Origin of the sequence: Roseovarius sp. MMSF_3350, assembly GCF_030733425.1 — a bacterium.
Lineage (GTDB): Bacteria > Pseudomonadota > Alphaproteobacteria > Rhodobacterales > Rhodobacteraceae > Roseovarius.
Window position 1 is genome coordinate 110,729 of record NZ_JASHIZ010000007.1, and the last position, 23,653, is coordinate 134,381.

Consider the following 23,653-nt stretch of genomic DNA (forward strand, 5'->3'; position numbering starts at 1 on the left):
CGGGGCTTCTTGATGGCCCAGGTTCGACGCAACGCTTGGGAGAGTGCGCGCCGCCCTGACGTGGGTCAGGCCACCATTTTCTCGACCACTTCCCCGAAGGACGACGGCGTCGGCACGATGGTGACGCCGGCCTGCTTGAGGATGTCGACCTTTTCCTGTGCCGACTCGCCGAAGGCCGACACGATGGCGCCCGCGTGGCCCATGCGCCGGCCCTTCGGGGCCGACAGGCCCGCGATATAGGCCGCCACCGGCTTGGTCATGTGATCGCGGATATATTCCGCCGCCTCGGCCTCCTGCGGGCCGCCGATCTCGCCCACCAGCACCACCGCGTCGGTGTCGGGATCGGCCTCGAACAGCTCCAGGATGTCCTTGAAGCTCGACCCGTTGATCGGGTCGCCGCCGATCCCGATGGAGGAGCTGACACCGATGCCATGCGCGCTCATCTGGCTGGCGGCCTCGTAGCCCAGCGTGCCCGAGCGCCCGACGATGCCCACGCGCCCCGGCTTGTAGATCGAGGGCGGCATCAGCCCGGCAAAGGCCTGGCCCGGTGTGATGATCCCGGCGCAGTTGGGGCCGATCAGGCGCATCCGCTTCTCGGCCTTGTAGCGGCGCATGTAGCGTTTCACGTCGATCATGTCCTGCGCGGGAATGCCGTCAGCGATGCACACGCAGGTCTTTATTCCTGCATCCGCCGCTTCCATGATCGAATCCGCCGCAAAGGGCGGGGGGACGAAGCTGACCACCAGCTCGGCGCCGGTTTCGGCCACCGCGCCCTTCACGGTGTTGAACACCGGCAGGCCCAGATGCTTGGTGCCGCCCTTGCCGGGGGTGACGCCGCCCACCACGTTGGTGCCGTGGTCGATCATGTCCTGGGCGTGAAAGCTGCCGATCCGGCCGGTGATCCCGGTGACCAGAACGCGGGTATCCTTGTCGATGATGATGGCCATCAGCTTGCCTCCGCATAAGCGCTGTCGGTGGAACGCCACGCGGCCACCACCTTTTCCGCCGCTTCCGCAAGGGAAGAGGCCGTCTCGATCTTCAGCCCGCTGTCGGCCAGAAGTTTCATGCCTTCGTCGACATTGGTGCCCGACAGGCGCACCACCAGCGGAATTTCGAGATCCAGCTCCTTGACCGCCAGGATCACGCCTTCGGCGATCCAGTCGCAGCGGTTGATGCCGGCGAAGATATTGACCAGGATCGCCTCGACATTGGGGTCGTTGAGCACCGACTTGAAGGATTGCAAAACCCGCTCGGGGCTTGCGCCGCCGCCCACGTCGAGGAAGTTCGCGGGCTCGCCGCCGGCCATCTTGATCATGTCGAGCGTCGCCATGGCGAGGCCCGCGCCGTTGACGATACAGCCGATCTGGCCATCCAGCCCGATATAGCTGAGGCCACGGTCGCCCGCATATGTCTCGCGCGGGTCTTCCTGGCTCTTGTCGCGCAGTTCCGAGATGTGGGGGTGCCGGAACAGCGCGTTCTCGTCGAAGCTGACCTTGGCATCCAGCGCCACGATCTCGTTCGAGGCGGTCACCACGAGCGGGTTGATCTCGACCATGTTCGCGTCGGTCTCCCACATCATGCGGTAGCAGCCCATGATCGTCTTGGCCGCCTGGTTGATAAGTGCGGGGTCAAGCCCCAGCGAAAAGGCGATTTCGCGCGCCTGGAAGTTCTGCATGCCCACGGCGGGGTCGACGACCGAGCGGATGATCGAGTCCGGCTCGCTTTCCGAGATCTCCTCGATCTCCATCCCGCCCTGGGCCGAGGCCACGACCACGACGCGCTCCAGCTTGCGGTCCATCACGAAGCCCAGGTAGATTTCCTGCGCGATATCGGTGGCTTCCTCGACATAAAGCCGGCCGACGAGCTTGCCCTGGGGCCCGGTCTGATGGGTCACAAGCTTGCGGCCCAGCATCCACGAGGCCGCATCCCAGACTTCCTCCTCGGAGGTGCAGATGCGCACGCCGCCGGCCTTGCCACGGGCGCCGGAATGGATCTGCGCCTTGACGACCCAGCTTTTGCCCGACAGTTCAGAACAGCGATAGACCGCCTGTTCCGGGCTGTAGGCGATGCCGCCGCGCGGAATGTTGACGCCGAAGCCGCTCAGCAGCTCCTTGGCCTGGAATTCATGGATGTCCATGCACATGCCCTCCTCGCATCGTGTTGACCCATTCTGTCGCGTAAAGCGCCCGCGCGATACTTTCGCCCGGGTAGCAAAGCACACTCCGGGTTGGGAAGAGGGCCGGAACGGGTAGGGCGGGCTACCCGGTAAGGCCGTGACGGGATACCTTGGGATGCGCTCGCCGCGATGCGGAAAAGCCGATGCGAAACAGGTGTTTATGAAACGAAACAGATCATAGGTTGCGCGGATAGAATTTGCGCAAATTCTATCCCGGAAAATGCGTATTTTCCGGGCCAATTTCTGCGCAGAAATTGGCTCACAGAACTTTGTGAATGGGCTCTTGATTGCAGAATATCACGATCTGTCCCGCGTTCTCGACCGCGTGGTAGCCGCGGCGCGACAACTCGTGCTGAAGCCGGTCGCGACCGACATAGCGATCCACGTCGCTCAGTTTCCGTCGCACGATCCGGCCATCGCGCGCGGCCTTGGAGGAAAACAAGCTGTCGAACCATTGTTCGACGGAAATCGGGCCATTCTGCGTCATGGCCCGATTTTCACCCAGTCCTGGTTAAAGCGCAGTAAACGTCACTTCGGCGTCACGAGGTCGCCCGGCGTGTCGCCCTTCAGGAACGCCTCCAGATTGTCGATCGCACGGAACCCCATGGCCTCGCGCGTGCCATCGGTGGCGCTGCCGAGGTGCGGGGCCAGAACGATGTTGTCGTATTTCAGGAACCGCGGGTCGAGTGCGGGCTCGTTGTGATAGACATCGAGGCCCGCCGCGCTCAGCTGGCCGGAATCGAGCGCCTCGAAAAGCGCGTCCTCGTCCACCACGTCGCCCCGCGCGGAGTTCACCAGGATCGCGCCGGGTTTCAGGGCGCCGAAGATGATGGCGTTGATCATCTTGTAGGTGTCTGCGCCACCGGGGCAATGCAGCGAAAGGAAATCTGCCTCAGCCGCGACCTCGACCATGCTGGGCAGCTGTTCGGCGTTGCCGTTGGCGCTCTTGATGTCCTCGGGCACCTCCCAGGCGTCCTGAAACACGACCCGCATCCCGAAGCCGTTATGGGCCCGGCGTGCCATCGCCTGGCCGATACGGCCGAAGCCGATGATGCCCAGCGTCGCACCCGAGACTTTCTTGCCGATCATGTGGGTGGGCCGCCAGCCCTCCCAGCCGCCTGCGCGTGTCTCGCGTTCGCCTTCGCCGATGCGCCGGGCGGCGGCCAGCAAAAGGCCCATCGCAAGGTCGGCGGTACAGTCGGTCAGCACGTCCGGCGTATTCGTCACCGTGATGTCGTTCGCCGCCGCCGCGTCGATGTCGATATGGTTGAAGCCGACGCCGTAGTTGGCGAAGATCTTAACCTTGCCCTTGGCGGCCGGATAGAACTCTGCCGGGATCTTGTCGGAGACGGTAGGCATGATCACGTCATAGGTCCTGGCCGCGTCCATCCACTCGTCATGGCTCATCGGCGTGTCGGGGTGACGCAGCGTCACGTCGCCCAGCCCGGCATTGGTCAAACGGTCCTCGGTCGCCTTCGGCCAGGCGCGCGTTACCAGAATTTTCATGATGTCTCTTCCCTTGTCGTGATCTGCCCTCGGCGCACAATGCGGCAAGGGCAGGCCACTTGCAATCAACCCGTTGGGCTCAGGCCGCCTTGGCGGGGCTGGCCTTGGCGTTGTCCGGTGTCGTGTCGCGGTAATGCGCCTGCGCGGCGGCCACGCCCGAGCCGGGCTCGATCTTCGCGCCTGCATCCACCAGCGCCATTTCCGCGGCCGAGATCGCGCCGCACAGCATCACCGGATTCAGCGAGCCCAGGTGCCCGATGCGGAACGCCTTGCCGGCCAGCTTGTTGAGGCCCGTGCCCAGCGAGGTCTGGTACTTGTTGTAGGCCGTCGAGATCACATCGCGGGCATCCACGCCCTCGGGCGCATAGATGGCCGAGACCGTGTCGGATTCCCATTCCGGCCCGCGTGCGACCAGCTCGCACCCGTCCCACGCCTCGACCGCGGCGCGCACGCCTTGCGCCAGCCGCTTGTGCCGCGCCCAGATGCTTTCCATCCCGGCCTCCAGGATCATGTCCAGCGAACAGCGCAGCCCGCGCAGTAGCTGCGTGGCGGGGGTGTAGGGGAAATAGCCGGTGTCGTTCAGCTTGATCATGTCCTCGAAGCTGAAATAGCAGCGCGACATGCCGGAATTGGCCAGCCGCTTGTTGGCCTCCAATGCCTTGTCGCTGACACCGAGAAAGCCAAGGCCCGCGGGCAGCATGAAGCCTTTCTGCGAGCCCGACACGGCAAGGTCCACGCCCCATTTCTCCATCTCGAACTCGATCGACGCGATGGAGCTGACGCCGTCGACGAACAGCATCGCGGGGTGGCCCGCATCGTCCAGGATCTTGCGCACGCCCGCGATGTCCGAGGTCACGCCGGTCGCGGTTTCATTCTGCGTGGCGAAGACCGCCTTGATCTCGTGATTGGTGTCCGCCTCCAGGTGCTTGGCATATTCTTCCAGCGGCACGCCCTTGCCCCATTCGACCTCGCACAGCACCACGTCGAGGCCAAGACGCTCGGCCATATCCACCCACAGCAGCGAGAACTGCCCGAAACGCGACATCAGAACCTTGTCGCCGGGTTGCAGCGTGTTCTGGATGGCGCTTTCCCAAGCGCCCGTGCCCGAGGACGGGAAGATGAAGACCCGGCCATTCTCCAGCCTGTAGGCCTTTTTCATGTCGGTCAGCAGCCCGGTCACCAGGTCGGGGAAATCCGGCGCGCGCATGTCCTCCATGGGTACGTTCATGGCCTGCCGCACGGGTTCCGGCACATTGGTGGGGCCGGGGATGAAAAGATGCTGGTAACCGTTCATGATGTTCTCGCTCCCTGTCACATGACTTGACGCAGGGTCGTAGCACGCAATTCGGGTCTGTGAAGCCTTGTTCGCGGCAAAACCGGGGTGAAACCGCCCATTGGGTGGGTAATTCCTACCCGCCCGGGTGACATATCCGGCCGCAACCGCCTGCGGCATACAAGGGCATACCAAAATTTCTTTTGATTTCAGGCATTTCAACTGATGTTATGGCGGGACGAGATCCGTCTGTTGGGGAGCTGACGGAGAGGAGGAACAAGGAGCCGGCGCATGAAAGCTGCCCCCGGAACGATCATGGCATCAGCTGAAAAAACGAGTGGTACCACGGCTTTGCCGCAGGTCATCGTTGCCGACAGGCAGCTTATCGTCTGTCAGGGAATCGGCTCGCTCGTGACGCAGATTCCCGAGGTCGAGCTGGGGCATTACGCCACCGACAAGGCCAGCCTGCGCAAGCATCTGGCCCATGCCTCCGCCAAAACCATCCTGATCCTGGGCGTACGTCTGGCCGATGGCGATTTGACGCAGGTGCTGTCGATCGTGCGCAAGGACTATCCCGACGTGATGGTCGTGGTGGTGGCCGAGGAAACCGAGTTTGCCTTCATCCGCACGGCGATCAAGGCGGGGGCCAACTCGGTCTGCATGATGGGGCAGATCCTGACCAGCCTGCCGCGCATCCTGGGCAAGCTGATCGAGGGACACTCGATCGTGCCCACCGAAGTCCTGCGGCGTCTGACCTCCGAGAATGCCGATGCGCTGTCGCGGCGCGAGCACGAGATCCTGGCGCTTTTGGGCGACGGTCTGACCAATTTCCAGATTTCGGCGCGGCTGGGACTGAGCGAGAATACGGTGAAATATTACCTCAAGGCGATTTACCAGAAGCTCGAGGTCAATTCGCGCGGGGCGGCCATCGCCAAATATGTGGCGGGCAATTACTGAGGCGTGCGCGCTTGCGGCCAGGACCGGATCGAGCAGGGGCGCAAGTTTCCCGATACGGTGCGCCATCTGCCGAAAATCCGGGCTAACCGGACTTCCTGCTTGAACATTTCTTGCCCTGCGCCTTCCATCGGACGGGCTGATATGGTCAATACGGGGCGGATCGGGTCCGATAGCGCCGGACCCGCGGGACAAGGTCAGGGGAACATCCGGGCGTGCACCAGGAACACAAATTGCTGAACGCGCGGCTGCGCGAGCTGCTGTCCCGTATTTATCCCGACGAATCCGCGCCGGACCTTGCCCGCGCCATCATCGCCGCGTTCTGGCCCGAAGGCACCATGCCCCGCAAACGCGCCCGCACGCCCAGCAACCGGCTCTGGTCGGAGAAGGACGCCTTTCTGATCACCTATGGCGACACCATCCTGGACGGCGCGCACAAACCGCTCGACCTGCTGGAGGATTTCCTGTCGCGCTACATGGGCGGGGTGGTCGACGGTGTGCACATACTGCCGTTCTTTCCGTTCAGTTCGGATGACGGGTTTGCCGTGACCGACTATCGCGCGGTGAACCCGCAGCTTGGCGAATGGAGCGATATCACCCGCATCGCCTCGAACTTTCACCTGGTGTCTGACCTCGTGCTCAACCACGTCTCCAGCCAGGGCAACTGGTTCAACCAGTACCGGCAGGGCAACGCGCCGTACGACAAGTTTTTTTACGAGGCCGACCCCGAGCAGAACTTCAGCGCCGTTGTCCGCCCGCGCACCACGCCGCTCTTGCAGAAGATCGAGACACGGGGTGGCGACCGCCATGTCTGGTGTACGTTCAGCCACGACCAGATCGACCTGAATTTTTCCAACCCCGAGGTGCTGCTGGAGATGCTTCGCATCATCCGGATGCATATCGACAAGGGTGTGCGTACCCTGCGGCTGGATGCCGTGGCCTTCATCTGGAAGGAGCCGGGCACGCCTTGCATTCACCTGCCGCAGACCCACGCCATTGTGCAGCTGATCCGCCTGCTGGTGGACTACACGTTCGAGACCGTCGTGCTGCTGACCGAAACGAACGTGCCACGCACCGAGAACCTCAGCTATTTCGGCAACCGCAACGAGGCGCACGCGGTCTACAACTTTCCGCTGCCGCCGTTGATCCTGCACGCGATGCAGTCGGGCTCGGCGAAATACCTCAATCGCTGGCAGGCCACGATGCCACCCGCGCAGCTGGGCTGCGCCTACCTGAACTTCACCGCCAGCCACGACGGCATTGGAATGCGTCCCGCCGAGGGCGTGCTGCCGGTTGAAGAAAAGAACCGCATGATCGAGGCGGCCCAGCAGGCCGGCGCGCTGGTGTCGATGCGCACCATGCCCGACGGCACCGAGCAGGCCTATGAGCTGAACTGCTCGCTGTTCGATGTCATGCGCACGACCTTCAAGGGCGAGGATGACCACCATTTCGAGCGCTTCATCTGTTCGCAAACCATCCCGATGTCGCTCGAGGGCATTCCCGCCTTCTACATCCACTCCTTTCTAGCCACGCCCAGCGATAACGAGGCGGTGACGCGGCGCGGCATGAACCGCGCGATAAACCGCCACCGCTGGCATTACCCCGACCTTCTGAAGCGGATGGAGGACGAAGGTTCGGATCAGGCACGGGTGATGAAGGCCCTGTCGGAGCGTCTGCGCATCCGCGCGCGTCAGCCGGGCTTTCATCCCAATGCCACGCAGTTCACCCTTCGCCTCGATCCGCGGCTTTTCGGGGTCTGGCGGCAAAGCCTCGATCGTTACCAGTCGATCTTTGCGATTCACAACGTCAGCGACGAGACGGTGACCGTGGATCCTGCCGACCTCAACATGATCGAGGATGACGTCTGGCGCGACCTGCTGTCAGGCGACAACATAGATCCGGAAGCCGATAGCGTTTCGATGGCGCCTTATCAGTGCCGCTGGATTTCCAACCGAAGCGGCCCGGCAGAACGCGACGCCCTCAGCTGAACTCCTCGGCGTCCTGGACCGCCGCGGCCTTGAGGTTCGACAGAAACTCGGGGTCGGCGGCATGGACGCGGCTCCATGTCGGGATGAAGGGTGTGGCCTGCGGGTTTTCCAGGAAAACGGTGCCGGCGCGAATGATGTTCTCGGCGAAAAGCTCGACCGATTTTTCCTCCTTGTGCCGATCCACCGTCAGCCCGTTCATCTTGGCATCGGCGTAATAGCTTTCCAGCAGGTCCAGCGCGATGCGGTAATAGGTGGCCTTGAGCGTGCGGAAGAGGTTGGGGGTGAATACCGTGCCGTCCGAGGCGAGCTTGCGGAAGATCGCCTTGCAGATATCCGTCGACATCCGGCTGAGGCCTTTCGAGGCGTCCTCGGGCGACAGGTCCTGGTGCTTGTGGTCGTAGGCGTCCGAAATCTCGACCTGGCAGACCGATTGCGGCGCCAGGTTGCGCCATGCCTCGGACAGCACGCCGATCTCCAGCCCCCAGTCCGAGGGCACCCGCAGGTCGGGCAGCATCGCCGTGCGCATGGCGAACTCTCCCGACAGCGGATAGCGGAAGCTGCGCAGGTAATCGAGATAGTCGCGGTCGCCGATCACCTTCTTCAGCGCGATCAAGAGCGGGCTGACCAGCAGGCGCGTCACGCGGCCGTTCAGCTTGGTACCATCGACGCGCGGGTAGTATCCCTTCACCATCTGATAGCGAAAGCCCGGGTGTGCTGCCGGATAGACCAGCCGGGCCAGAAGCTCTCGGTCATAGGTCAGGATGTCGCAATCGTGCAGCGCCATCACGGAGGTGTCGGCACAGGCGATCAAGTAGCCCATGCAGGTCCAGACGTTCTTGCCCTTGCCCGGCTCCTCGGGCGCGATGCCCTTTTCCTCCAGCCGGGCGCCGAGGGCCTTCATCCGGGGGCTGTCGTTCCATAGGACCATGTGCTGCTGCGGCAGGCGGCCGAAGAATTCAATGGCGTGCCGGTATTGCGCCTCGTCGGCCTGGTCCAGCCCGATGATGATCCGGTGCAGGTAGGGCACCTGGGTCAACTCGTCGATGATATGCTCCAGCGCGGGGCCTTCCAGCTCGGAATACAGGCTGGGCAGGACCAGCGAAATCTTGCGGGTCTCGGCAAAGGCGGTCAGCTCGTAGGTCAGGTCATCAAGACTGCGGGTCCGCAGGTTGTGCAGGGTCGTGATGTTTCCGTTCTGGTGAAAATCAGCCATCTGGTCTGGGGTCTTTCGTGGTTGTTATCTCATCCATGATCGCGTTTACCGCTTCGGCCCATCCGGTTGGGCCCTCCGCCGTGGTTCGCAGGATACGCCGGCTCGTGCTGACTGCGTCGTCCTCGCCGGCAAGCGGCGGAACACCCGGCGAGGCGGAATTGGCCACCACCACGCAGATATCGGCCCGTTCCAGCATCGCCACGTCGTTCGGTGCATCCCCCAACGCCACCGTACGGGCAGGGCGGTAACGGTCGACCACCTCTGCCATGCGGTCCGCCTTGGTGCCGCCAAACGAGAGCGTCAGGAAACGCCCGCCCTGCTGTAGGGTCAGTCCGGCGTCCTGTGCGGCGGCGACGAATGCGTCGCGGTCGGCATCCGCTCCGGTCCAGAGACCGGGTTCGCTGAACTGCCGCGCCTGCGCGTGCGCCGCGGCCTCGGGCGACAGGTCGGTATGGTCCGCGATGTCCTGGGGCGTCATGTCGCCAAACCCGGTAAAACCTTGCGGCAAACGCGCAATCGCGGCGCGGAGTTCCCGGTATGTCTGCGCGCCCTCCGTGCCATCCGCCCCCGGTTCGAGGATTCCGCCGCCGTTTTCCACGATGGCGGGCCAGTCGCCCAGCCCCATCGCGTCGCGCAGGGGCACGATCTCGGCGGCGGTCTTGCTGCTGGCCAGGATCACGCCACAGCCCGCGAGCTTCAGCCGCTCCAGCGTCTGCGCGGCGGGTTGCCACGCATAGGTCCGGTGGTCCAGCAGCGTGCCGTCAAGATCGGAGAACACGAGAAGGCGGGGGCCTAGGGTCATTCCCCGACACTAGACCACAACTTCCGGCAAGGCGACTGCGGAACGCAACGCGCAGCCGCGAAATACCGGCGTCGCTCCTTTTCCGGGCGGAGCGTCACCGACATTCGCTTGAAGCGGGCGCGATTGCGCTACAACATGCCGGCAGCAAGAGGAAATCGCGGGGCGGCCATGGCGGGGAAACGCGCAACGAAAATCGCCGTCGTCGGCTTTGGCCCGCGCGGCCTCGGCGCGCTGGAGGCATTGGCCGAGCAGGCGGCGTCCGATGCGATGGCGCTCAATGTCGATCTGTTCGAGCCCGCGTTTCCGCCCGGTGCCGGCCCCAATTTCGACCCTGACGAAAGCCCGGTCTGCCAGTTGAACATACCCATGCGCGACATCGACATCCGCCCGCCGCGCGGCTCGCGCTGCGGTGCTTTCGCCGACTGGCTGACCCCCGCGCCGGGACCGGACATGTTTCCGCGCCGCCGCGATCTTGGGCGCTACCTTGCGGCGCGCTATGACGACCTGCGCCGCGACGGGGGGCTGGCGCTGCGCCATGACACCGCGGCGATCGACAGCGTAGAGCGTGGCGGGGACGGTTGGATGCTGCGCCGTGGCCCGCAAAGCTTTGGCCCCTATGACGAGGTTCTCCTGACCCTAGGTCAGCCTGCGGTCGCCCCGGACGAGCAGCTTGGCGAGTGGCAAACCCACGCCGCCGAAACGGGCGCCGTGTTGCGGCAGGCCTATCCGGCTTGGAAACTGCAACGCGACGCCGCCGGATGGACCGGACAGACAGTGGCGATCCGGGGCCTTGCCCTGTCGGCCTTCGACGTGATCCGGCTGCTGACACTGGGGCAGGGCGGGCGGTTCAAGAACGGACGCTACATAAATTCGGGTTCGGAGCCGGGTCTTCTGGTGCCGTTCTCGCTGGAAGGGCTGCCGCCGTTCCCCAAGCCCGAGACGGCGGCGCTCGATGCACGGTTCGAGCCGACCGAGGCGGAAACCGACGCCTTCGCCCGCGCCATCTCGTCCGCGTCCGAAGCCACGCCCGACGTCGCGCGGGCGCAGGTCTCCGGTGCGCTTCTGGCTGCTGTCCGCCGGGTGCTGGACGAAATCGGCGACGCCTCCGACGATGCCGCCGATTGGCTCGACCGCGAATGGGATGACCCCGGTTCGCAGGAAACCGGCCCTGCGACCCGCGCTCTCGACGCCGGGATCGCCATGGCCGAGGGCCGCGTTGCGCCGTCTGCCGGCTATGTCTTCGGACAGGTCTGGCGCAAGTGGCAGAACGCCCTGCGCCGAGGCTACAACCTCGCGAGCACACCGCCCGAGACCGCCCGCATGCTGGTGGCTTTCGACGAAGGACTGAAGCGATATTCCTACGGCCCGCCCGTCTCGGCCAGCCGCGAACTGGCGGCGCTGGTCGCGGCGGGCGTGGTGACGCTCGACTTTACCGCCGATCCCGTCATTTCGATGACCGGGACCGGCTGGACGCTTGCCGCCAATGGCGCTGGCGTCGAGGCCGATGTCATGGTGGACGGGGTGTTGCCCTCGCCCGATCTGTCGCAAGTCCGCACGCCGCTGATTACCGGGTTGATCGCGCAGGGTCGGCTGTGTGCGATATCCGACGGGTTGGCCGCGAATGTGGTCGCGGACGGGCAGTTACTGGATAGGGATGGCCATATCGTCCCCGGTCTGGGGTTTCTTGGCCGGCTGGCGCTGGGCAGTGTCATCGCGGCCGATTCGCTGCACGACTGTTTCGGCCAGGCCTCGGTGCGCTGGGCCCGGGGCGTGATCGCGCGTAACATGCAGCGCCGGAATTAGTGGCAGCACCCTTATATTGCCAGCGGATCGGCGCCCATTGCAGGGAAATGGGTTGATCATGGTTTCATCCGGTCTACAGTGGGAGTGTATGTGTGTGCTTGCGCAACGCTTGCGCATGCCGGTCGAACAAGTAACGAGGCGAATGAAATGAAGAAATTCCTAGCAACAACATGCGCAATCGCCTTTGGTGCGATGATGCCCATCCAGGCCACGGCGCAGGTCGCTCCGGTTCAGGACGGCCCGCCTATTGCCGCGGGCGAATCCGCCTTGGCGTATGCAGCACGCGTAAACGCCTGTGGCGGCGCCGAACTTCTTGGCGCGACCTTCGCACAGGGCGGCACCCTTGTGCAGGCGCGTTGTGCAAGTGCCGGTCTCGGCATGGGCCCAGGCCCGGCCGCAGCCGCCGCCGCAGCCGCTGGCGCGGGTGCACTGCTGATTATCGCCCTTGACGGCTCCAGCAGCACCACGACCTCGCAGTAAGGCGACTGAATCAACGAAAGAAGGCCGGCACTCCAATACGAAGTGCCGGCCTTTTTCATGTCTACGATGATAATCGCGCTTTCGGGAGAAGAGTGGGAGGCTGAGTTGCAGCCTGCCACCCCAGATTTGTCTACTCGGCGACCTTCACCGGCGTATCGTCGGTCACCGGCAGCGACGGCTCGCCGTGATTACCGGTCTCCAACGCCCTGCGGACGCCAGCCTCGTACTCGGGATGCACTTTCTTCAGGACTGACAGCCAGCGCTCCTTGACCGGCTCCGACACAGGCGCCATGCCGCCCGCCATGTTCTTGTGCAGGCGGTCTCGCTCTTCATCGCTCAGCACCTCGGCGTAGAGCTTGCGGGGTTGCACGTAATCGACCTCGCTTTCCACCTGCTTGAACCGGCCCACCACGGCTTCGGGGTCAATCCGCAAGGGCGGTTCCTCGGCGCTTTCGTCGGCGACGGGGCCGTCGTACTGGTTCGGCTCGTAATAGGCGTTCGGATTGCCGAAATCATTGGTGAAGAACCGCATAGCGCCGTCCTTGTGGTAATGGTTCACCTTGGCCTGTTTTGGCGCGTTGGCCGGCAGCATCTCGTAATGCGTGCCCAGCCGGTAGCGATGGGCGTCGGCATAGGCGAACAGCCGTGCCTGCAACATCTTGTCGGGTGAAAAGCCGATGCCGGGCACCACGTTGTTCGGGCTGTAGGCCGCATTCTCGACCAGTTGGAAATAGTTCTCCGGGAAAGTGTGCATTTCCAGCTCGCCCACCTCGATCAGCGGGAAGTCGCCATGGGGCCAGACCTTCGTCAGGTCGAACGGATTGAACTCCGTCTCCAGCGCTTGTTCCTCGGTCATCACCTGGATGAACAGCGTCCACTTGGGATGCTTGCCGTCCTCGATCATGTGCCACAGCTCTTCCTGATAGCTTTCGCGCGTGTGCCCGATGATCTCGGCAGCTTTGGCATCCGACAATGTTTCGTGACCCTGGTGGGTGCGGAAATGGAACTTCACCCAGTGCCGCTCGCCCATGTCGTTCCACATAGAGTAGGTGTGGCTGCCGTAGCCGTTCATGTGCGCCGGGCTGCGCGGAATGCCGCGATCTGACATCAGGATCGTCACCTGGTGGACACTTTCGGGCTGACCCGCCCAGAAGTCGAACATCGCCTCGGGCGAGCGCAGGTTGGTCTTGGGGTGGCGCTTCTGCGTGCGGATGAAGTCGGGAAACTTGAACGCGTCGCGGACAAAGAAGATGGGGGTATTGTTGCCCACCATGTCCCAGTTCCCGTCCTCGGTATAGAATTTCAGCGAGAACCCCCGCACGTCACGTTCGGCATCCGCCGCACCGCTTTCGCCGGCAACGGTGGACCAGCGAGACAGCACCTCGGTCTGCTTGCCGACCTCTGAAAAAAGTTTGGCGCACGTGTAGCGCGTGATGTCCTTCGTCACTGTGAAGGTGCCCTGCAGCCCCCAGCCCTTGGCGTGCACCACACGCTCGGGGATGCGCTCGCGGTTCTGGTGCGCGAGCTTTTCGATCAGCTGGTGGTCCTCCAGCATCACGGGACCCCGCGCACCGGCGGTGCGCGAGGTCTCGTTCGTGGTGTAGGGGCTGCCGGAGGTGGTGGTCAGTGTCGGTTTCTTTTTCATGGCTACGCTTTCTGTCTCGTATCGAATGGGCATGGGGGCTGGATCAATCCAGCCAGATGCCTTTGATGTTCACGAACTCCCGCACGCCGAAGCCGCCATGCTCTCGACCATACCCGGAGTCCTTGACGCCGCCGAAGGGCATGTTCGGGTGCGCGGCACCAAAGCTGTTGATCCGCACCATCCCGGTGTCGAAGTACTTCTTCGCCATCTCGGTGGCGCGCCCGGTATCCTTGGAAAAGATGCCGCCGCCCAGGCCATACCGGCTGTCATTGGCGATACGCATCGCGTCTTCGTCATCCTTGGCGCGGATGACCGAGGCCACGGGGCCGAAAATCTCGTCGTCATAGGCGGGCATTCCGGGCGTGACATCGCCCAACACGGTCGCGGGATAGTACGCCCCATCGCGGTCGAACGCCTTGCCGCCGCACAGGATCTTGGCGCCCTTCCTGACGCTGGCCTCGACCTGTTCGGCCACGGTATCCAATTGTTCCTGGCTGCTCATCGGGCCAAGCTCGGTGTCGTCGTCGCTTGGATCGCCCACCTTGATCTTCTTCATCGCCGCGACGTAGGCGTCGACGAACTGGTCATAGACCTTGTCGCTGACGATGAACCGCTTTGCGTTCACGCAGGTCTGGCCGTTGTTGTAGAGCCGTCCCTGAACCGACAGCTTCACCGCCAGTTCCACGTCGGCGTCTTCCAGGACGAGGTAAGCGTCGTTCGAACCCAGTTCCAGAACGGTCTTCTTCAGCGCCTTGCTGGCGACCGAGCCGATATGGCTGCCAGCCGAATCCGAGCCGGTCATGGTGACACCGCGCACCTTGTCATGCTCGATGATCTTGTCCGAGGTATCGTGATCGATCAGCAGAACGCGGAACAGGTTCTTGGGCAGACCCGCCTTGATGCAGATCTCACGCAGGCGCAACGCGCTGCCGGTGCAGATCGCGGCATGTTTCAGAACACAGCCATTGCCGGCCATCAAAGCTGCGGCCAGCACGCGCACGGGCTGATACATCGGGAAATTCCACGGCTGGATCGAATAAACCACGCCGATCGGCTGATACGTCACCAAGCCCTTGTCGCCATTACCCAGGTCGCGCGTCTCGTCCTTGAGGTCTTCGGGCCCCTGCGCGGCGGTGTACTCGAAGATCTGCGCGCACAATTCGACCTCGTCCTCGCCGTCTTTCAGCAGCTTGCCCATCTCGCGGGTCATCAGCTGCGACAGCTCGGTCGTGTGTTCGCGCAGTTCGCTGGCAATCGCGTTCAGCACCGCACCGCGTTCCTCATGGGTCTTCTCGCGCCAGTCGAGGAAGGCCACGTGACACGCTTCCACGGCCTCGAAGGCCTCGGTTTCGCTCATGGTCTGGTAATCTGCGATCTTTTCGGCGGTGGCTGGATTGATGGTCTCGATCCTGGACATAACGACCTCTCGGTAAATGAAGTGGATTTGTTCGACTAACCCGATCAGCCGTCACATGTTCCGGCAGGTGCGCGCGGATGCCGCGCCGACAGCAAACCTGCGCCAAATTGTCCGCACGCACGCGTTAACTGGTCTTGCAATCACGCGCATATGTTCTACTTTTGTTCGCATGCGCAAAACCTTGTCAGACAAGCTCGCCATCCTCGCCGACGCCGCGAAATACGACGCCTCCTGCGCGTCGTCCGGCACGACCCGCCGCGACAGCCGCAATGGCGGCATCGGCAGTGCGGGCGGCAGCGGGATCTGCCACGCCTACACGCCGGACGGGCGCTGCATCAGCCTGCTCAAGATCCTGATGACGAATTTCTGCATCTACGACTGCGCCTACTGCATCAACCGCGTCAGCAGCGGGGTGGAGCGGGCCCGCTTCACGCCCGAAGAGGTCGTCACCCTCACGCTGGAATTCTACCGCCGCAATTATATCGAGGGGCTTTTCCTCAGCTCCGGCATCATCAAGAGCCCGGACGACACCATGGCCGACATCACCCGCATCGCCCGGATGCTGCGCGAGGATCATGGCTTCAAGGGTTACATCCACCTCAAGACCATCCCCGAAGCCAGCCAGGAGTTGATCGACGAGGCCGGGCGCTATGCCGACCGCCTGTCGGTCAATATCGAGCTGCCCAAGGATGACAGCACCCGCACGCTGGCGCCGCAGAAACGCCCCGAGACGATCCGCGCGGCGATGGCCTCCGTCCGGCTGAAACAGCAGGCCAGCAAGGAGCGCTCTCACACGGGCAAGCGCGCGCCGAAATTCGCACCCGCCGGTCAGTCCACCCAGATGATCGTCGGCGCGGATGCCTCGAACGACAAGGCGATCCTGACGACCTCATCGCGGCTCTATACCGGCTACAAGCTGCGCCGTGTCTACTACTCGGCCTTCTCGCCCATTCCCGACAGCTCCGCCATGCTGCCGCTGATCAAGCCGCCCCTGGTGCGCGAACACCGGCTCTACCAGGCCGACTGGCTCTTGCGTTTCTACGGCTTCGACGTGGACGAGATCACCGATGTGGCGCCCTCGGGCAATCTCGACCTCGATATCGACCCGAAACTCGCCTGGGCGCTGGCGCATCGCGGGCAGTTTCCCGTCGACGTGAACCGCGCGGGGCGGGACGTGCTTTTGCGCGTACCGGGGTTCGGGACCAAGACCGTCAATCGCATCCTGACGGCCCGCCGCTCGGGCGTCCTGCGATATGGCGACCTTCTGCGCATGGGCGCACGGATGGGTATGGCGAAATCCTTCATTACCACGCCAGACTGGTCCCCAGCCGGCCTGACCGACAGCGTTGACCTGCGCGCCCGCTTCGCGCCCGCGCCGGAACAATTGAGCCTGTTCTGATGTATCGGGTCATCCTCCCGACGCTCGGCTTTTTCGAGGCGTGGCGCGACGCCGCCCGACGCCTTCTGACCCATGCCGTCCCGCCGGACGAGGTGGAGTGGAGCAGGGGAGAGGACAGCAGCCTCTTCCCTGCCGACCCGCTGCCCGCGGCCGATGGCTTCCATGCGGTAACCACGACCAAGGATTTCCTGTCGCTGGCTAGGACCACGCTGTGCCACTCCGGCACCGAGGCGCCGACTCTGCTCTACCAGGCGCTTCACCGTCACCAGACCAACCGCCGCGCGCTCGCCAATCCCGCCGATCCGATCGCCCGCAAGCTCTCGGTCCTGCAAAAGGCCGTGCGCCGGGACATTCACAAGATGCACGCTTTCGTCCGCTTCCGGGAACTGCCCTCCGACGGCCCTCGCCGCAGCTTCGGCGCGTGGTTCGAGCCCGATCACTACATCCTGGAAACCGGCACGCCCTTTTTCGCCAAGCGCTTCGCCGACATGGACTGGATGATCGCCACGCCGCAGGGGGTGACCCGCTTTGAGGATGGCATGCATACCTTCCATCCGCCCGCGGCGCGCCCCGACCTGCCCGAAGACGCGTCAGAGGCACTGTGGGGCACTTATTTCGCCAACATCTTCAATCCTGCGCGCCTGCATCTTCAGGCCATGCGCTCGGAAATGCCGCTGAAATACTGGAAGAACCTGCCCGAGACCGATCTCATCCCCGGCATGCTCGCCGACGCCGAGGCGCGGGTGGAAAGGATGCGCGCCGCCATGCCGACCGATACACCGGCCCGCGCGGAACGCATCCTGGGACGGCTGCCGCAGCCGAAGGTTCCCGACCTGCCGAAAAGCATGGAGGAAGCCCGCGCCGCTGCCATGCACTGCAAGCGTTGCGGCCTGTGCGAGGCCGCCACCCAGACCGTCTGGGGCAGGGGGCATGCGCAGGCCGACCTGATGATCGTGGGCGAACAGCCCGGCGATGCCGAGGATCTTGCCGGTAAACCCTTCGTGGGTCCCGCGGGACAATTGCTGACCACACTCATGGATGAGGCCGAGGTTGGCGACAGCTGGATGACCAACGCGGTCAAGCACTTCAAATTCCGCCCCACGGGCAAGCGCCGGATGCACCAGAACCCGGACCGGCACGAGATCGACCATTGCCGCTGGTGGCTCGACCTCGAACGCCGGTTCGTGCAACCGACGCTGACGGTCGCGCTTGGGGGCTCGGCGGCTTATGCCCTGACCGGCAACGATGCGCCAATGAAACCGCGCCGCGGCCAGATCGAAGCCGCACATGATGGCGGCGCGGTGCTGGTGACATGGCACCCCAGCTACATCCTGCGCCTCGAGGGCAGCGCCGGGCGCGCGGCGCGCCGGGAACTGCGCGACGACCTTGCCGCCGCTGCCGAAATTCTTCGCGCCGAAAGCGCACATGACGCGGCCCCGCCGGGCCTTCCCCCCAAGGCAGCAAGACACACGGCGTAGCGAGGCGTCCGTGTCAGGACTTGTCAGCTCCGCCCACAGCATGCTTCGATTGCTGGGAAAATGGGTGAGGTCGACGGCGAAAATGGCGGCGCGCCGGCGCAGATTATCCTGTCTCAGCGCCTCCTGCCCAGGTGCCTCACAGCCAGCCGACCCCGAAACTTACAGGCACATCGCGTCTTTCTTCGCCAGCGGCCCGACCTCGGCCAGACCCGGACCTTGGAGAGACCGTTCAGTACACGGCTTCGGCCAGGTGACCAGCATCACGGCGCATCCGGTCACGTCGTTCCTATCCAGGGTTTCGGCCAGGGCCCCAAGCGTGGTGGCTATGTGCCGCTCGCCGGGCTTGGAGATGTCGCAGGCGATATCGACCGGCGCATTTGCCGGCAACCCCTTCTGCATCAGGTCGCAGGCCAGGCGCCGGGCATGGCGTACCCCCATGTAGAAAGCCGTGGTCGTGCCAGGACCGGAATGGCGCGTGCTGTCGGGGGCAGGGTCGCTTGCGCATCCCGTGCCGGTGGTCAGGACGAGCGTGTCGGCCACGTTTCTTTCCGTCAGGCTCCGGCCCAGCATGGCGCCGGCGGCCGAGGCCGCGGTCACGCCGGGCACCAGTTCCACGGCCACCCCGGCGGCGCGCGCGGCGTCAAGTTCCTCGGTGGCACGTCCGAATATGCCGGGGTCGCCGGATTTCAGACGCACGACGCGCTGTCCCTTGCGGGCGGCGGCCACGATCATGTGGTTGATCCGGTCCTGCGGCCAGGCATGGGCGCCGACATGCTTGCCGACGAAAACCCGTTCCGCATCGCGGCGCGCCAGTTCCAGCACCTCCGCGTCGACAAGACGGTCGTAGAAGATCACATCCGCCTCCTGCAGCCGTTCCACCGCGCGCAGGGTCAGCAGATCGCGGGCCCCGGGACCGGCGCCGACAAGGCTGATCTGGCCGGCGGTGACCCGCTCGGGCGGCCCGCCCGCGGCGATGGCGGCCTTGAGGGTGCGCGCGGCGTCGCGTTCCTGGCCGCGCACCCAGGCCTGCCGCGGATCGCCCTTGAAGGCCCACGCCCAGAAGGCCCGGCGCCGTGCGCGGGGAACGCGGTGCTCCACCGCAGGGCGCAACCGCCCGGCCAGGGCCGCCAGCCCGCCAAGCGTCTGCGGCAGCATCTGTTCCAGCCGGGTCTTGATGTCGCGGGTCAGAACGGGCGCCGTGCCCTCGCTGCCGATGGCCACGACGATCGGGTCGCGGTCCACGATCGCGGGCGTGGTCATGTCGCAAAGGTCCGGCTGGTCGACGACGTTCACCGGACAGTGCGCCGCCCTGGCCAGCGCATGGGCGGCGGCGTCCAGCCCGGGACATCCCGTTCCGATGAATGCCATCGCGGCATCGGTGAACACTTGCGGCGTCAGCTTGGTGACAAGCGTGGCGCGGCCGTCCTGCACCAGCGCCTGCAACTCGTCTTCGAGCGCGGCCGCCACAAGCACCAGCACGGCATCGGTCTTGAGCAGCAGGCGGGCCTTCTGCGCGGCCTGCTCTCCGCCGCCGACGATCACGACGCGGCGGCCGGTGGTGCGGATGAACATCGGAAAGGCTTTCATGGGGTATCTCCTGTTATGCGGCGCGCCGGCCCGCACGGGTTTGCCAGAGCATCCGGGCGCGGGAGTCGGCCGCATCGACTCCCAGCGTATTGAGCGCCAGTGCCGCGGTCCCCGTGATCACGTCCGCCTCAAAGGCAGGCGCGTTCCGGTTCTGCCAAAGATCCGTGAGCGCAAGCGCGGCGCTCTCCGAGAGCCTGCGGGTTTCAGGCCGGCTGGCGGGCAGGGTGGTTTCCCACGGCTGCCCCGCACGAAGGCCGAAGACCGCGATGTCCTTGGCCGGATTGCGTTCGAACTCCCCGCCCGCGCCCTTGACCACGCTCATCGCCTCCCAGCCCAGATGCGTGGCTGCATCGGCCTGAAGCAGGCGGTAGGACGGGTGAAAAACCCCCTGCACGCTGGCCCGCGCATGGGCCGGGTTCAGCATCCGGCACACCGTATTGACGCAAGAGCGCAGGCCCAGGACTTCGCGCAGGTTCAGAAGCCGGAACAGCGCCGGATGAAAGCTTTCCAGCGGCAGATAGGCAATTCCGTCGCGGTCCAGCAGGCGGGCGGCCCCGTCTGCGTCGGTGGCGGTCCCGATGCCCGCCTCGGCCAGGCTTTCGCGCACCTTCCTGTCCGGCCCGTTCCAGCCATGCAGCAGCACGCGGTGCCCCGCATCCGCCACAAGGCGCGCCGACAGCAGGAACCAGGGTTGCCCGCGCGTGCGCCCCGCGGCGTAACTCGGCCAGTCGAGGTCTACCTGCGGCAATGCCGGCGCGCATCCGGCTGCGGCCTCGGCAAGGCCCGCGATTTCATCTGCCGTTTCGCCTTTCATCCGCAGCAGCATCAACAGCGCGCCCACCGCCTCGGGGGCCGCGTTGCCGGACAGCATCAGCCGCATGGCGTCCCGCGCCTCCTCCCGTGTCAGGCTGCGGGACCGGCCGGGGCCGCGCCCCAGCATGCGCACGTGATCGGCCAGGCTCATTCCGCCGCCTCCCTTGTGGTAAGCCCTTGAAGCAGATCGGCAATCTCGGGCCGGCAGGAGCCGCAATTGGTGCCCGCGCCGAGGATCTCGCCAATCGCCTCGACGCTGAGCGCCCCCTTGTTCTCGACGGCGTCGATGATGGTGTTCACCCCGACCCCGAAACAGGCACAGAGCACCGGGCCGGGGTTCGGCACGTCCGCCGGCGGTCGGCCGGTCAGCGCATCAGCGCCATCCGTGCCCGGCAGAGTGGCGATGTAGTCGCGCATCACCGCGACGGGCTTCGGAGCCACGAAGAGCGCGCCGATCACGACACCATCCTCGCGCAGCACGACCCGCGCGATGCCGCGCCGTGCGTCAGTGATCATCGCGGCGGTGGCGTTCGGCGCGTCAAACAACCTCCGCGCCTCGGCCTCCCAGTCGTCAACCCGGTCCAGCCCGGCCAGTTCGGCGCGATAGCCGGCCTGCGTGCGGGCCTGCGCCCAGTACTCACAGCGCAGGGCCATGGGCCCGTTCGAGACGGCAAAGCCATACCAGGCGGCATCCAAGCGCGAGACGGCCACGACACTCGCCTTGCTTTCGGGCTGGCCCGAGACGGGATCGGTGGCCGCGGCGACCAGCGCGTCGATCCGGGCCGAAGGCGCGGTCTCTGCCGTCCAGTGCATCGGCGCGAAAACCTGCCCCGGCGCGACCGCGTCGGTGATCCGCGCGCGCAGGATGGCGCTGCCCGACGGGCTGGACAGGCGAACAAGGTCCGCGGCGTCGATCCCAAGCCGCCCGGCATCGAACGGGTGAATTTCAAGGAATGGCTCGGCCAGGTGCGCCGACAGGCGCGGGCTGAGCGCGGTGCGGGTCATGGTGTGCCACTGGTCGCGCACCCGCCCGGTGTTGAGCCGGAAGGGAAACCGTGGCTCTGTGCGGGCCGCCGGGGGCCGCCATGTCACCGGCAGCAGGCGGGCCTTGCCACCAGGGTGATAGAACGCCCCGTCGCCGAAAAACCGTCCGCCCTGCCGAGTGGCGGTCACGGGCCAGCGCTGCGGCTTCAGCCGGTCATAGGCGCGGTCGTCGAGGTCGGCGAGCCCCGAGATGTCGAAATCGCGCCCGAACCGGCCGGCGATTCCCGACAGCGTGGCATACTCGCGGAAAATCTCGGCCGGGCTGCCATAGTCGAACGCGCGTGTGAACCCCATCCGCTGGCCCACCTGCGCGATGATCTGCCAGTCGGGCCGCGCCGCCCCCGGCGCGGGCAGGACACGGCGCTGGCGGCTTATGGTGCGGTCCGAGTTGGTGACGGTGCCGTCCTTCTCGGCCCATGCGGCGGCGGGCAGCAGGACGTGGGCCAGCCGCGCGGTGTCCGTGCGGTCGGTGATATCACTGACGACCGTAAAGTCGCAGCCGGCGATGGCGGCCTGCACGGCATCGGCCTCGGGCATGGACACGGCGGGGTTGGTGTGGATGATCCACAGCGCCTTGATGCGCCCGTCCGCCACCGCGCGGAACATGTCCACGGCTTTGAGCCCCGGCGCGTGCGCCATGCGCGGCGCATCCCAGAAGGTGCGCACGGCGCTGCGGTGGTCGGGGTTCTCGATATCCAGGTGACAGGCCAGCATGTTGGCCAGCCCGCCGACCTCGCGCCCGCCCATCGCGTTGGGCTGGCCGGTGACCGAGAACGGCCCGCATCCGGGTCTGCCGATCCGGCCTGTGGCCAGGTGACAGTTGAGGATGGCATTCACCTTGTCAGACCCCGAGGTCGACTGGTTCACCCCCTGCGAATAGATGGTGACAATGCGCTCGGTCCGCATCCAAAGGTCACAGAATGCCGCAACCTGCTCCGCATCCAGCCCGGTGACCGACAGATCCGACGCCCGCGCGGCCGCCAGCGTGGCGTCGACTCCCTCGGTCCGGTCAAGAAACGTGGTGTCGAATGCGCCTTTGTCGTGAAGCGTCCTGAAAAGCTGGTTGAACAGCGCCACGTCCGAGCCGGGCTGCAAAGCAAGGTGCATGTCCGCACCGTCACAACTGGCCGTGCGGCGCGGGTCGATGACGACGATCTTCGTACCGCGCGATTTTCGGGCCGCCAACAGGCGCTGATAGAGAACGGGGTGACACCACGCCAGGTTCGAGCCGACCAGCACGACAAGGTCAGCCTCGTCGATATCCTCGTAGGTGCCGGGCACGGTATCGGTGCCGAAGGCGCGCTTGTGCCCGGCCACCGAGGACGCCATGCAAAGCCGGGAGTTCGTGTCGATATTGGCCGACCCGATGAACCCCTTCATCAGCTTGTTTGCAACATAGTAATCTTCGGTCAGCAACTGTCCCGAGACGTAAAACGCCACGCTGTCCGGCCCGTGCCGGGCGGTGGTCTCGGTGAACCGGTCCGCCACCAGTTGCAGCGCCTCGTCCCAGCCCGCGTCCCGCCTGTTGATGCGCGGGTGCAGCAGGCGGTGATCCAGCCCCACCGTCTCGGCCAGCGCAGTACCCTTGGAACAGAGCCGCCCCAGGTTGGCCGGGTGCGCGTCGTCGCCCTGCACCTCTAGCCCGCCTGCGCCGTCGGGCCGCAGCAGCACCCCGCAGCCGACCCCGCAGTAAGGGCAAGTCGAACGGGTCCAGGGCTGGTCCGCGCCGTCCATCACGCGGCGGTCCGGTCCACGACGCCCGAGGCGTCGATCCATACCCGTCCCTCCTCGACCCTCAGTGGGTAGGTGGCGATCGCGGCGTCCTCGCCCCGGGCCTGGCCGGTTTCGAGGTCGAACACCCAGTTATGCAGCGGACAGGTCACCGACTGGCCATGCACGATGCCGTCCGCCAACGGCCCGCCCTTGTGAGGGCAGGTGTTCGAGGTGGCGAACACCTCGTTCTCGGCGGTGCGGAACACCGCGATGCAGCCCTGTGCCGTCTTCAGCTTGCGCGCGCCGCGCAGGGGAATGTCGTCAAGTGCACAGATGTCGATCCAGCTCATGTTGCGTCCTTT

19 protein-coding genes are annotated in these 23,653 nt (G+C 65.2%); 6 read left to right on the forward strand and 13 right to left on the reverse strand.

What is annotated here, in order from left to right; translation table 11 throughout:
* Window positions 1-65: 65 nt before the first annotated feature.
* The 5 genes from sucD to RBB31_RS08810 form a co-directional block, all read right to left on the reverse strand.
* Window positions 66-947 carry a succinate--CoA ligase subunit alpha gene (sucD, locus tag RBB31_RS08790; RefSeq protein ID WP_306128908.1) on the reverse strand — a complete coding sequence of 294 codons (882 nt, stop codon included), beginning with the start codon at window positions 945-947 and terminating at the stop codon, window positions 66-68.
* Window positions 947-2,137 (reverse strand): malate--CoA ligase subunit beta, encoded by a 1,191-nt coding sequence (locus RBB31_RS08795; protein ID WP_306128909.1) that lies wholly within the window; start codon window positions 2,135-2,137, stop codon window positions 947-949. Before RBB31_RS08795 ends, sucD begins: the two co-directional genes overlap by 1 nt.
* Before the next feature lie 298 nt (window positions 2,138-2,435).
* Window positions 2,436-2,663, reverse strand: a complete 228-nt coding sequence (locus RBB31_RS08800) for an N-(5'-phosphoribosyl)anthranilate isomerase (RefSeq protein WP_306128910.1) — start codon at window positions 2,661-2,663, stop codon at window positions 2,436-2,438.
* A 41-nt stretch (window positions 2,664-2,704) separates the two neighbouring features.
* A complete protein-coding gene (locus RBB31_RS08805; RefSeq protein WP_306128911.1) occupies window positions 2,705-3,682 on the reverse strand; it encodes a D-glycerate dehydrogenase in 978 nt (325 codons plus the stop codon).
* 79 nt (window positions 3,683-3,761) lie between these two features.
* The gene (locus RBB31_RS08810; protein WP_306128912.1) at window positions 3,762-4,976 is read right to left on the reverse strand and encodes an aminotransferase class V-fold PLP-dependent enzyme; all 1,215 of its coding nucleotides are present in this window, start codon (window positions 4,974-4,976) and stop codon (window positions 3,762-3,764) included.
* A 270-nt stretch (window positions 4,977-5,246) separates the two neighbouring features.
* On the opposite strand from RBB31_RS08810, the gene RBB31_RS08815 reads away from it, so the two are divergent.
* Both RBB31_RS08815 and RBB31_RS08820 read left to right on the forward strand, forming a co-directional pair.
* Complete coding sequence (locus tag RBB31_RS08815; protein ID WP_306128913.1) at window positions 5,247-5,912, forward strand: response regulator transcription factor; 666 nt, start codon at window positions 5,247-5,249, stop codon at window positions 5,910-5,912.
* A 212-nt stretch (window positions 5,913-6,124) separates the two neighbouring features.
* A complete protein-coding gene (locus RBB31_RS08820) occupies window positions 6,125-7,897 on the forward strand; it encodes a sugar phosphorylase (protein WP_306128914.1) in 1,773 nt (590 codons plus the stop codon).
* Here the strand turns inward: RBB31_RS08820 and RBB31_RS08825 are convergent.
* The gene (locus RBB31_RS08825) at window positions 7,890-9,110 is read right to left on the reverse strand and encodes a glycosyl transferase (RefSeq protein WP_306128915.1); all 1,221 of its coding nucleotides are present in this window, start codon (window positions 9,108-9,110) and stop codon (window positions 7,890-7,892) included. The genes RBB31_RS08820 and RBB31_RS08825 overlap by 8 nt on opposite strands.
* Window positions 9,103-9,912 (reverse strand): mannosyl-3-phosphoglycerate phosphatase, encoded by an 810-nt coding sequence (locus RBB31_RS08830; protein ID WP_306128916.1) that lies wholly within the window; start codon window positions 9,910-9,912, stop codon window positions 9,103-9,105. Before RBB31_RS08830 ends, RBB31_RS08825 begins: the two co-directional genes overlap by 8 nt.
* A gap of 168 nt (window positions 9,913-10,080) precedes the next feature.
* On the opposite strand from RBB31_RS08830, the gene RBB31_RS08835 reads away from it, so the two are divergent.
* Both RBB31_RS08835 and RBB31_RS08840 read left to right on the forward strand, forming a co-directional pair.
* Complete coding sequence (locus RBB31_RS08835) at window positions 10,081-11,715, forward strand: FAD/NAD(P)-binding protein (RefSeq protein ID WP_306128917.1); 1,635 nt, start codon at window positions 10,081-10,083, stop codon at window positions 11,713-11,715.
* Between the two features lie 147 nt (window positions 11,716-11,862).
* On the forward strand, window positions 11,863-12,195 hold the full coding sequence (locus RBB31_RS08840; RefSeq protein WP_306128918.1) for a hypothetical protein: 333 nt from the start codon (window positions 11,863-11,865) through the stop codon (window positions 12,193-12,195).
* Window positions 12,196-12,325: 130 nt separating this feature from the next.
* Here the strand turns inward: RBB31_RS08840 and RBB31_RS08845 are convergent, their stop codons facing one another.
* Together RBB31_RS08845 and RBB31_RS08850 are read right to left on the reverse strand one after the other, a co-directional pair.
* Window positions 12,326-13,840 (reverse strand): catalase, encoded by a 1,515-nt coding sequence (locus tag RBB31_RS08845; RefSeq protein WP_306128919.1) that lies wholly within the window; start codon window positions 13,838-13,840, stop codon window positions 12,326-12,328.
* 43 nt (window positions 13,841-13,883) lie between these two features.
* On the reverse strand, window positions 13,884-15,257 hold the full coding sequence (locus tag RBB31_RS08850) for an NAD-dependent succinate-semialdehyde dehydrogenase (protein ID WP_306128920.1): 1,374 nt from the start codon (window positions 15,255-15,257) through the stop codon (window positions 13,884-13,886).
* A gap of 169 nt (window positions 15,258-15,426) precedes the next feature.
* On the opposite strand from RBB31_RS08850, the gene RBB31_RS08855 reads away from it, so the two are divergent.
* Together RBB31_RS08855 and RBB31_RS08860 are read left to right on the forward strand one after the other, a co-directional pair.
* Window positions 15,427-16,656: a putative DNA modification/repair radical SAM protein gene (locus RBB31_RS08855; protein ID WP_306128921.1), complete on the forward strand. Its 1,230-nt coding sequence runs from the start codon at window positions 15,427-15,429 to the stop codon at window positions 16,654-16,656.
* Window positions 16,656-18,134, forward strand: coding sequence for a UdgX family uracil-DNA binding protein (locus RBB31_RS08860; protein ID WP_306128922.1), 1,479 nt, complete (start codon window positions 16,656-16,658; stop codon window positions 18,132-18,134). Before RBB31_RS08855 ends, RBB31_RS08860 begins: the two co-directional genes overlap by 1 nt.
* Window positions 18,135-18,293: 159 nt before the next feature.
* On the opposite strand, the gene cysG is transcribed toward RBB31_RS08860, so the two are convergent.
* The 4 genes from cysG to nirD are packed head-to-tail and all read right to left on the reverse strand — an operon-like array spanning window position 18,294 to window position 23,641.
* On the reverse strand, window positions 18,294-19,721 hold the full coding sequence (cysG, locus tag RBB31_RS08865; RefSeq protein WP_306128923.1) for a siroheme synthase CysG: 1,428 nt from the start codon (window positions 19,719-19,721) through the stop codon (window positions 18,294-18,296).
* 13 nt (window positions 19,722-19,734) lie between these two features.
* The gene (locus RBB31_RS08870; RefSeq protein ID WP_306128924.1) at window positions 19,735-20,685 is read right to left on the reverse strand and encodes a glycosyl transferase family protein; all 951 of its coding nucleotides are present in this window, start codon (window positions 20,683-20,685) and stop codon (window positions 19,735-19,737) included.
* Window positions 20,682-23,312 carry a nitrate reductase gene (locus RBB31_RS08875; protein WP_306128972.1) on the reverse strand — a complete coding sequence of 877 codons (2,631 nt, stop codon included), beginning with the start codon at window positions 23,310-23,312 and terminating at the stop codon, window positions 20,682-20,684. The genes RBB31_RS08870 and RBB31_RS08875 overlap by 4 nt, the downstream gene beginning before the upstream one ends.
* On the reverse strand, window positions 23,312-23,641 hold the full coding sequence (nirD, locus tag RBB31_RS08880; RefSeq protein WP_306128925.1) for a nitrite reductase small subunit NirD: 330 nt from the start codon (window positions 23,639-23,641) through the stop codon (window positions 23,312-23,314). Before nirD ends, RBB31_RS08875 begins: the two co-directional genes overlap by 1 nt.
* Between the last annotated feature and the right edge of the window lie 12 nt (window positions 23,642-23,653).